12 protein-coding genes and 1 tRNA gene are annotated in these 9,296 nt (G+C 64.2%); 8 read left to right on the plus strand and 5 right to left on the minus strand.

The window, feature by feature from the left end:
- Positions 1–296: 296 nt before the first annotated feature.
- Complete coding sequence (locus tag BDOA9_RS38965; protein ID WP_008558907.1) at positions 297–461, minus strand: hypothetical protein; 165 nt, start codon at positions 459–461, stop codon at positions 297–299.
- A 253-nt stretch (positions 462–714) separates the two neighbouring features.
- Between BDOA9_RS38965 and BDOA9_RS22245 the strand changes: the two genes are divergently transcribed.
- From BDOA9_RS22245 to BDOA9_RS22260, 4 genes are all read left to right on the plus strand, one after another.
- Positions 715–1,476, plus strand: coding sequence for an SIR2 family NAD-dependent protein deacylase (locus tag BDOA9_RS22245; protein ID WP_025036175.1), 762 nt, complete (start codon positions 715–717; stop codon positions 1,474–1,476).
- Between the two features lie 198 nt (positions 1,477–1,674).
- On the plus strand, positions 1,675–2,337 hold the full coding sequence (locus BDOA9_RS22250; protein WP_025036176.1) for a cold-shock protein: 663 nt from the start codon (positions 1,675–1,677) through the stop codon (positions 2,335–2,337).
- A gap of 116 nt (positions 2,338–2,453) precedes the next feature.
- Complete coding sequence (locus BDOA9_RS22255) at positions 2,454–2,939, plus strand: DUF192 domain-containing protein (protein ID WP_025036177.1); 486 nt, start codon at positions 2,454–2,456, stop codon at positions 2,937–2,939.
- 105 nt (positions 2,940–3,044) lie between these two features.
- Positions 3,045–3,121: transfer RNA gene (locus BDOA9_RS22260), tRNA-Pro, on the plus strand.
- Positions 3,122–3,169: 48 nt separating this feature from the next.
- On the opposite strand, the gene BDOA9_RS38970 is transcribed toward BDOA9_RS22260, so the two are convergent.
- A complete protein-coding gene (locus BDOA9_RS38970) occupies positions 3,170–3,331 on the minus strand; it encodes a hypothetical protein (protein ID WP_192859673.1) in 162 nt (53 codons plus the stop codon).
- 331 nt (positions 3,332–3,662) lie between these two features.
- Between BDOA9_RS38970 and BDOA9_RS22265 the strand changes: the two genes are divergently transcribed.
- A complete protein-coding gene (locus tag BDOA9_RS22265; protein WP_025036178.1) occupies positions 3,663–3,857 on the plus strand; it encodes a hypothetical protein in 195 nt (64 codons plus the stop codon).
- A 61-nt stretch (positions 3,858–3,918) separates the two neighbouring features.
- On the opposite strand, the gene BDOA9_RS22270 is transcribed toward BDOA9_RS22265, so the two are convergent.
- A complete protein-coding gene (locus tag BDOA9_RS22270) occupies positions 3,919–4,344 on the minus strand; it encodes a hypothetical protein (RefSeq protein WP_025036179.1) in 426 nt (141 codons plus the stop codon).
- Between the two features lie 157 nt (positions 4,345–4,501).
- Positions 4,502–5,674 carry an OpgC domain-containing protein gene (locus BDOA9_RS22275; protein ID WP_025036180.1) on the minus strand — a complete coding sequence of 391 codons (1,173 nt, stop codon included), beginning with the start codon at positions 5,672–5,674 and terminating at the stop codon, positions 4,502–4,504.
- A 249-nt stretch (positions 5,675–5,923) separates the two neighbouring features.
- Between BDOA9_RS22275 and BDOA9_RS22280 the strand changes: the two genes are divergently transcribed.
- Together BDOA9_RS22280 and BDOA9_RS22285 are read left to right on the plus strand one after the other, a co-directional pair.
- Positions 5,924–6,229 carry an ETC complex I subunit gene (locus tag BDOA9_RS22280; RefSeq protein WP_024337795.1) on the plus strand — a complete coding sequence of 102 codons (306 nt, stop codon included), beginning with the start codon at positions 5,924–5,926 and terminating at the stop codon, positions 6,227–6,229.
- 215 nt (positions 6,230–6,444) lie between these two features.
- Positions 6,445–6,927 (plus strand): Lrp/AsnC family transcriptional regulator, encoded by a 483-nt coding sequence (locus tag BDOA9_RS22285; RefSeq protein ID WP_025036181.1) that lies wholly within the window; start codon positions 6,445–6,447, stop codon positions 6,925–6,927.
- A 51-nt stretch (positions 6,928–6,978) separates the two neighbouring features.
- Here BDOA9_RS22285 and BDOA9_RS22290 read toward each other — a convergent pair whose 3' ends face one another.
- Positions 6,979–8,007 carry an AraC family transcriptional regulator gene (locus tag BDOA9_RS22290; RefSeq protein WP_025036182.1) on the minus strand — a complete coding sequence of 343 codons (1,029 nt, stop codon included), beginning with the start codon at positions 8,005–8,007 and terminating at the stop codon, positions 6,979–6,981.
- A 157-nt stretch (positions 8,008–8,164) separates the two neighbouring features.
- Here BDOA9_RS22290 and BDOA9_RS22295 point away from each other — a divergent pair, with 157 nt between their 5' ends.
- Positions 8,165–9,292, plus strand: coding sequence for an isovaleryl-CoA dehydrogenase (locus tag BDOA9_RS22295; protein WP_152033662.1), 1,128 nt, complete (start codon positions 8,165–8,167; stop codon positions 9,290–9,292).
- Positions 9,293–9,296: the final 4 nt, after the last annotated feature.

A 9,296-nucleotide genomic window follows, 5' to 3' on the forward strand; every position in this document is an offset into this window, starting at 1 on the left:
AACCGTCATGGTCTGCTGCCATCTGCTCCCGTGAAACTGAAAACCCCGCCAGCATCGCGGAGATGCTGACGGGGTCTTCATGCTGTCGCCTCAACCCGGATGGCGGAGGCTCCCGCACTTGGAACATCAATCCGCGGCGGGCGATTTCGTTCCCGTCGCATCTATTTTTTGACGACGATCGGGTTCCCGGCACCCCGCGACCATCACTGGCGGCATTGGTCGTCGCCAAAAGCGAAAAGCCCGGAGCGCTGCTCCGGGCTTTTTTCATTCGCATCTCGCCGCCCTGCGCGACGATGTTACGGCCAGAGCGAGGGCCGCTCGACCTTGCGGGCATTCTCCAGCGTCGACACGAAGTATTCCTCGCGCTCGCGCTTGAATTTCTCCTGAGTGGCACGGAAGGCGGCGACACGGGCGGCAATTTCTTCGCGTTCGCGCTCTTTGCGTTGTTCGTCCTCGGTCATGTCAAATCCCCTCTACACCTTGAGTATGTGCACATCCGAACTCAAAGCACTGCCGCCGCAATCACGTTGAGTCGCGTCAACACATCCATTGGCACTCCCGAATGGGGCGTCAATGGGGAGGAGGCATTGCAGGAATGTGATATGCGAAGGTCGGAAGAAATTGCCGAGCGCATTGCGTTGGCGCTTGATAGGAGCGTCAGCGATCTTGCCGCTTGCGCATGTTGCTGCCAGGCCAAACTATCGGGAGGCGCGATTGATCGCATCGGATCTTCAGAGCGGCATCGAGCGGCTCGGCGACATGATCGCCGAGGCCAGGACCATCGTCCCGTTCACCGGTGCCGGCATCTCGACCGAATGCGGCATTCCCGACTTCCGCTCGCCCGGCGGCGTTTGGACGCGCAACCGTCCGATCCCGTTCGACGAGTTCGTCGCGAGCCAGTCGGCGCGGGACGAATCCTGGCGCCGGCGTTTTGCGATGGAGGAGGTGTTTGCCGCAGCGAAGCCCGGCCGCGGCCATCGGGCGCTGGCATCGCTCTACCGCGCCGGCAAGGTTCCCGCCGTCATCACCCAGAACATCGACAATCTGCACCAGGCTTCCGGCTTCGCCCCGGAGCATGTGATTGAACTTCACGGAAATACCACTTATGCGCGCTGCATCGGATGTGGGCAGGCCTATCCGCTCGACTGGGTGAGGCGCCGCTTCGACGACGAAGGCCGCGCGCCCGCCTGCACCGCCTGCGACGAGCCGGTGAAGACCGCCACGATTTCCTTCGGCCAGATGATGCCGGACGACGAGATGCAGCGCGCGACGGCGCTGTCGCAGGCCTGCGATCTCTTCATCGCGATCGGTTCCTCGCTGGTGGTCTGGCCGGCCGCCGGCTTTCCGATGATGGCCAGGCGCGCCGGTGCACGTCTCGTGATCATCAATCGCGAGCCGACCGAGCAGGACGACATCGCCGACCTCGTCATCCACCACGACATCGGCGAGACTCTCGGGCCCTTTGTCGGAAATTGAGGCGGCAATTTGATTCGCGGCTGTGCAAGCTGTTCATAGGTTCCGGCGAATCTCTTTTTTGTCTATGCGTCGCAACCGGGAGTGTTATCTTTTGAGTCGAAAGATTCGCGTCGCGTCGAATCGAGAACATTCTCTTAAGACGCGTGATTCGAGCGCCGCCAATGTGGCGGGTTGCATGGCAGTGTGGGGTCCGGGGTTATGGGGTCGTCGGACGGATTTGAGTCCAAGAAGCTTGGAGTTCCCGGACAGGGCACCTCGCCGGGGCGATTGACGCCGGGCGAGCATGGCAGCGCCGGCCACGACAATGCACTCAATCCCTTCACCGGGTTGGGCGAAGCCAGCGCCAACCTCGTCGAGGTCACCGGCGTCATCAAATGGTTCGACGCTTCCAAAGGTTACGGCTTCATCGTTCCCGACAATGGCTGGCCCGACGTCCTCCTGCACGTTACCGTGCTTAGGCGCGACGGCTTCCAGACGGCTTACGAAGGCGCCCGCATCGTCGTCGAGTGTATCCAGCGCGCCAAGGGCTACCAGGCTTTCCGCGTCGTCTCGATGGACGAATCGACCGCGATCCATCCGGCGCAGATGCTGCCGCCGCGCACCCATGTCACGGTCACCCCGACCAGCGGACTGGAGCGGGCCCAGGTCAAATGGTTCAACCGCCTGCGCGGCTTCGGCTTCCTGACCTGCGGCGAGGGCACCCCCGACATCTTCGTGCACATGGAGACGCTGCGCCGCTTCGGCATGACAGAGCTCAGGCCGGGCCAGTATGTGCTGGTCCGCTTCGGGCCCGGCTCCAAGGGCATGATGGCGGCCGAGATCCATCCCGAGACCGGATCGCCCGGATTGCAGTCGCACTAGCAATATCAATTCCCGCAATCGTGAGCAGAGGCGCGCTGCAAGTCCGGCGCGCCTCTTCCTTTTCGGGCGGTCGCCGCGTAAGGACTGACTTCACGTCCCACGCCGCGAGTGCCCCCATGACTTCTGATCGAAAGGCCGTCTGGTCCGCTCTGAAGGGCTGGCTGGCCGCCATCCTCGTCATCGCCTTCTGGGCCGTCGCCGGCACGCCGGCCGGCGCCGCCAGCTTCCAGCCGCTCGAGATCGTCACCAAGAACGGCGTGCAGGTGTTCTCGGTCGAGATGGCAACGACCGAGGAGGAGAAGCGAACCGGCCTGATGTACCGCAAGGAATTGCCCGACGGCAAAGGCATGCTGTTCGACTTCAATCCCGAGCAGGAAATCTCGATGTGGATGGAGAACACCTACGTGTCGCTCGACATGATCTTCATCCGCGCCGATGGCCGCATCCTGCGCATCGCGGAGAATACCGAGCCGCTGTCGAGGAAGATCATCTCCTCCCGTGGACCCGCCCGGGCCGTGCTGGAGGTGGTGGCGGGGACGGCGCAGAAGTACGGCATCCGCCCCGGTGACCGCGTCGGCCACCCCCTGTTCGGCGGCAAATAGGACGGGGCAGGGGCGATTGCGGCTCAGGCCGGGCGTGCTGACGACCTGGTTTGGAAGCTTGCTGGCGCCCTGGGAAGCGTGTATCGACGGGGCTCGCCGGACATTCGGGGTATAGCGCAGCCTGGTAGCGCGGCAGTTTTGGGTACTGCAGGTCGTTGGTTCGAATCCAGCTGCCCCGACCAGTCCCTGGCGGCGCCGGCTCTCTCAGGTCAGCATCCGACCCGCGCTCGTCAGTTCGAGGCGTACCAGCCGGGCGGAAATGGCACGTACGGCCAGGCCAATTGGTTGTCGTTGGCGGCTTGCAGCGGGCGTTGCGAAGCCATGCTCACGATCGGCGCGGGCGGCGCCACGCGAAGCGCGAGGCGCAGAGGCGCACATTGCAGTTTCATCATTGTCGTCCCCCCGCGCAATTCACCTGCTTCAAACGTCCGACCGTCGGCAAAGTTCAGTCTAAAAATCATCGTGCGCCAAAACGGCGCGCTTCTCCTCAAATCGCGGGCATTCTAGAAAAACCGCCGCAGGCTTTCAACCGATCGCGTCGCTCCATCCCAGGAAGTAAGGTTGATCGGCAAGGTTAAAGGCGAGCGGCCGTTGCGGCCGTTTGGCTGGCTGTTATCAGGTCGGTCCCGGCTCGCGATGGGCAGTTTTCACTCTGTGTGACCACAGATGATTGTTCGTCGCGGTGTGCGGATCTTTTGAGTTCTGCGCCAGCGAGTTCTGCCCATGTCTCTTGACCGCAACATCAGGACCGTCGGTCCGCAATCGAACTGGACCGAGATCTGGCACCTCTGGACGGTGATCGTGCCGCGCCGCTCCATCAACGGGCAGTTCGTTCTCGGCAAGGTCTGGCGTCGCCACGACGGCCGAGACTGGATCTACAAGAAGTTCACCGAGTTCGACAAAGAAGAGGCGGCCTGAAGCGCGATGAGATCGGGATGACCGTCATCGCGCCTCGATTTGTCGTTGACGCTGTACGGTCCTAGCCCGCGTGCCGCTCGCCGGCCGCCGATCCCGGCGCCTGCACGCGCGGCAGCGGCAGCTTGAAGTGACGCTTCGCATAGGCGACGATTTCGGCGTCAGACGGATGGTCGGCCGCTTCCACCGCGACAATCCGTTTGGCGAGATCGGGTGCGCTTGCGCGAATGTGGCTGGCCAGCTCCGTCTTCGCGCTCGCCGGCCCGATGATGAGGATCTCACCGGCATCGGCGAGGGCCGTGGCCACCTCGGCGTAGAATGCCTTGTCGGGAGCCGCATGGCCGCTTCCGATGCTATTGGCCTTGTGGTGCAGATGACGCGTCGCCAGGTGCGGATGCAGCGTGACTTCGTCCGAGCCGCTCAGGCCGAGATGGAAGATGCGGGCCTGCGAGTGATCGATCCATACCACGGCGTGGAAATGAGAGGGCATGAGTTGGGCCTTGTGCGAGAGGAGGCCGCCGGGCTCTGTGCGGCGGCTTAAGTCGCGGCCACATTATGCGTGCCGGCGTCACCTCTGTTGACCCAGGTCAATTCGAATCCCGAGCGCCCGCCTCGCGGGGGCGTTCCGAAGGCCGCACCGAACGTTCTCAGGCCGCCTTCGCCTCCGCAGCCGGCTTGGCCGGCGGCGGCTTCAGCGGCTTGTCCTGCTTCTTCGACCACGAGATGTAATAAGCCACCGTCGTCATGATCGCGATGCCGGCGACGCTGACGAAGATCTGCGCGAGCAGCGAGCCCGAGCTCATCGACAGCTCGAAATGACCGACGAAGGACAGGAATACGCCGACGCAGAACACGGCGAGCGACTGCTGGCCGCAGACGATCAAGGGGTCGAACACCTTCCACTCCAGCCCCGGCCACTCCTTTGGCACGAAGCGGATCACCAGGATCACGATCACGACGAAGTGGAGGAAGCGGTACGGCGCGAGGTTGGTCTTGTCATTGGGGTTGAAGGCGGAGAACAGCCATTCCGGGAACATGCCGCCGAAGGTGGGGAAGCGGCCGGCCATGGTCATGACCAGCGCGAACAGGAGATAAGCGAGGCAGACCCACAGCGTGATTGGCGAATTGATCAGCGCGATCGAGCGGCGCGCGCCGCCCATGGAGCACCAGGCGCCGAACACGAACAGCACCTGCCAGCAATACGGATTGAAGTACCACTGGCCGGCCGGATAGGCGGTCAGGTTCCAGCCATTATGACGCGCGACGAGCCACAGCACGATCGACAGCATCATCGTCAAATCGGGCTTGCGCAGCATGAACCACAGCACCGGCGGAAACAGGCCCATCAGCACGATGTAGAGCGGCAGCACGTCGAGGTTGAGAGGCTTGAAGCGCAGGAACAGGCCCTGGCGCAGGGTCTCGGTGGCGTTGTCGACGAGGCCGGCGACGTTGAACTCGTTGATCATCTCGGAATCGCCGAAGCGCAGCGCGAGATAGCTGATCGAGGCGATGTAGATCACGAACAGGATGATGTGGGCGACATAGAGCTGCCAGACCCGCTTGGTCAGGCGCGTAGCGCCGACGATGAAGCCGCGGTCCAGCATCATTCGTGCATAGACGAAGGAGGCGGTGTAGCCGGAGATGAAGACGAACAGGTCGGCCGCGTCGGAAAAGCCGTAGTTGCGGGTCGTGATCCAGTTCACGACGTTGTCGGGGATATGGTCGAGAAAGATCGCCCAGTTCGCGACACCGCGAAACAGGTCGAGCCGGAGGTCGCGACCCTTGTCGGGAAGCGTGGCGCTGACGTTCAGGAAGGCCATGCGTCGGGAGCTTTCAGAGAGGACGGATCTGCTGGTATTGACGAGACGGCGCCGGGCAGGATCCCGGCGCGGAAGGCGGGTACGCAATTGTCACGGTGCAGCATAATGACTATACCGTTGGCGAGGGGGCCGGGGCCGGAATCACGATCAGTTCCCAGCCGGTTTCTCTATACTATCCCCGAGATTTCCACCAACTGCCACCGTGACGCATCGAAATCGAACGAAAAGACCTGGAGGCCCGGACCAGTCATGACCGCACGCATTTTCAAGCCTGCCAAGAACGCGATGCAATCGGGCCGGTCCAAGACCAGGGAATGGCAGCTCGATTACGAGCCGGAGCAGCCGCGGTCGGTCGAGCCGCTGATGGGCTGGACGTCGTCGGCCGACATGAAGCAGCAGATTACGCTGCGCTTCCACAGCAAGGAAGAGGCGATCGCCTATTGCGAGCGCAAGGGCATCGCCTATCAGGTGATCGAGCCCAAGGAGTCGATCCGCCGGCCGGTCGCCTATGCCGACAATTTCTCGTTCCGCCGCGGCGAGCCCTGGACGCATTGAGGGGCCATTCTCTCCCGAAGCATCTGAAGTGCCGTCATGCCTGGGCTTCCCGCGCGGCCGAAGCCGCTTCGGCGCGGCGGTAGATGAAGAACGTGGATGGGCCGGGACGAGCCCGGCCATGACGAAGAGAGCGGCTGGTCGCCCGTGCCCGCCCTTGGCAGCCATTTCCAACCGTGCTTCGCTGGCGGTCATGACACGACCATGGCGAGGCGGGGATGGCGGGGCGTGACCAGCTCGACGGCGTCGATCTGAAAATCCTATCCGAGCTGCAGCAGGACGGGCGGGTGCGCAACAACGAGCTGGCGCTACGCGTCGGCGTGTCCGCGCCGAACTGCCTGCGGCGGCTGAAGTCGCTGTTCAGTCGCGGCGTGATCCGGGCGGTGCGTGCCGTGATCGACGAGCGGCTGCTCGGCTATGAGGTGGTGTCGTTCGTCTCGATCCAGCTCGGCAGCCAGGCCCAGCCGGTGCTGGAGGCGTTCGAGAGCTCGATCGCCGCGATCCCGCGCATCCAGCAGTGCTGGCGGATTTCCGGCGACACCGACTATCTGCTCAAATGCGTGGCCCCGAGTGTCGAGAGCATGCGCCAGCAGCTCCTGCATTTCGCGGCGATGCCAAACGTGAAGAACGTCCGCAGCTTCCCCGTGCTCGGAGTTGCCAAGGACGTGCCGCTGCCATTGCAGGAGGTCGCGGTGGCGTAGCCGGTAGGGCTGCGAATATCCCAGCGGAAATCGGAATTTCATCGCAGCGCCTCAGCGATACCGCCCCCGAAACTCGCGCGGGGAGGTGCCGGTCCAGGTTCGAAAGGCCCGCGAAAAGCTCTTCTCGTTGCGGAAGCCGGCGATCTCGGCGATGCGCTTGACCGGCGTGCGGCCGCGCATCAGCTCCTGTTTGGCCAGCTCGAATTTCGCCTCCTCCTTGAGATCGCGCAGCGAGGTGGACTCCTCGCGCAAGCGGCGATGCATGGTGCGGGTGGAGAGCGCGAGCTCGCGCGCGACGTCCTCGGCGCCGAGGACCCGTCCGCGCGCATCGCGCAACACGCGGCGGACGCGCTCGACGAGCAGGCGGTCGCGCCGGTACGGCAGCACGGTGAGCCGAAGCGCGCCCTTCAGCATGTTGTCGAGATCGGCCGCGCTGCGCGTGATCGGCAGCGACAGATAGTGCTTGTCGAAGATGATGGCCGCGCGGTCCGCATCGAAGCGGACGCTCCGGCAGAAGATGGTCGGATAGACCGAGACGTGGCCGGGCTGGGAGTAAGGAAACTCAGCCGCGCGGAGCGCGATCTGGGAGTCGACAGCCCAGCATGAGAAGCCGAGCACGTAGCGGAACAGCGTGACGAGGCAGAACTCGCGGAAGGGCCCGAGGTCACGCAGCTCACGGATCGATACGACAGCGGTCTCTTCGCCAACCTCGAGATCGAGCAGCACATCCTCGGTGACCAGGCGGTGATGCCGGCACCAGCGCTTGAGCGCGACCTCCAGCGTCGGTGCGGCGATGGAGGCCCGGCACAGCATGCCATAGGTGCCCCAGGGCAGCCGGCGCGAGAACCAGCCGAGCGCCTCGTCATCGAGCTCGCGCATGGCATGGCCAGCCAGCGCCTCGAACTGGGCCGCGGTGACCCGCCCATCCGGAGAATTGACCAGCTCCGGCGCGACCTGGCCCCGGCTCAAGGCTTCGGCAGGATCGCGGCCGTAGCGCTCATAAGCGGCCACCACGCCGCGGACAAAGGCGGCGGGCGTGACGGCGCGGCGCGGAATTGCGGTGGCGGCTTGAAAAGGCATCGGAATTCCTGTGAGGAAATCCTCGCCAAGTTTGGCGGAAAATGCAACCTTTTCGACTGCAAGAGGGCCGGGACCGGGCTAGGTTCGGAGCCCAAAATAGGGAGGACTCGCCTTGAACATCCCGAGCATCGATTTCGATCTGGGCGAAGACATCAGCATGCTGCGCGATACGCTTCGCGCCTTCGTCGAGGCGGAGATCACCCCGCGTGCGGCCGACATCGAGAAGGCCAATCTGTTCCCCGCGGACCTCTGGAAGCGCTTCGGCGAGCTCGGTCTGCTCGGCATGACCGCGCCGGAGCAATATGGCGGCTCCAACATGGGCTATCTCGCCCATATCGTCGCCATGGAGGAGATTTCGCGCGGCTCGGCGGCCGTGGGCCTGTCCTACGGCGCCCATTCCAACCTCTGCGTCAACCAGATCCGCCGCAACGGCAACGATGCCCAACGCCAGCGCTATCTGCCCAAGCTGATCTCCGGCGACTATGTCGGCGCGCTCGCGATGTCCGAGCCCGGGGCCGGCTCCGACGTGGTCTCGATGAAGCTGCGCGCCGACAAGCGCGGCGACCGCTACGTGCTCAACGGCTCCAAGATGTGGATCACCAATGGCGGCGATGCCGACGTGCTGGTGGTCTACGCCAAGACCGATCCGGAGGCTGGCCCGCGCGGCATGACCGCGTTCCTGATCGAGAAAGGCTTCAAGGGCTTTACCCACGGCCAGCATCTCGACAAGCTCGGCATGCGCGGCTCCAACACCTATCCGCTGTTCTTCGACGATTGCGAGGTGCCGGAGGAGAACGTGCTCGGCAAGGTGGGCGAGGGCGTCAAGGTGCTGATGTCCGGCCTCGACTATGAGCGCGCGGTGCTCTCGGGCGGTCCGCTCGGCATCATGGCGGCCTGCATGGACGCGGTGGTGCCCTACATGCACGAGCGCAAGCAGTTCGGCCAGCCGATCGGCGACTTCCAGCTGATGCAGGGCAAGCTCGCCGACATGTATTCGACCTGGCAGGCCACGCGCGCCTATGTCTATGCGGTGGGCCGCGCCTGCGACCGCGCCGATCACGCACGCAGCTTACGCAAGGACGCCGCGGCTGCGATCCTCTATTCCGCGGAGAAGGCGACCTGGATGGCGGGCGAGGCGATCCAGGCGCTGGGCGGGGTCGGCTATACCTCCGAATTCCCGGTCGGGCGGCTGTGGCGCGATGCCAAGCTCTACGAGATCGGCGCAGGCACCTCGGAGGTGCGCCGCATGCTGATCGGCCGCGAGCTGATGGCCGAGACGGCTTAAGTCT

Source organism: Bradyrhizobium sp. DOA9, from assembly GCF_000617845.2.
Taxonomy (GTDB): domain Bacteria; phylum Pseudomonadota; class Alphaproteobacteria; order Rhizobiales; family Xanthobacteraceae; genus Bradyrhizobium.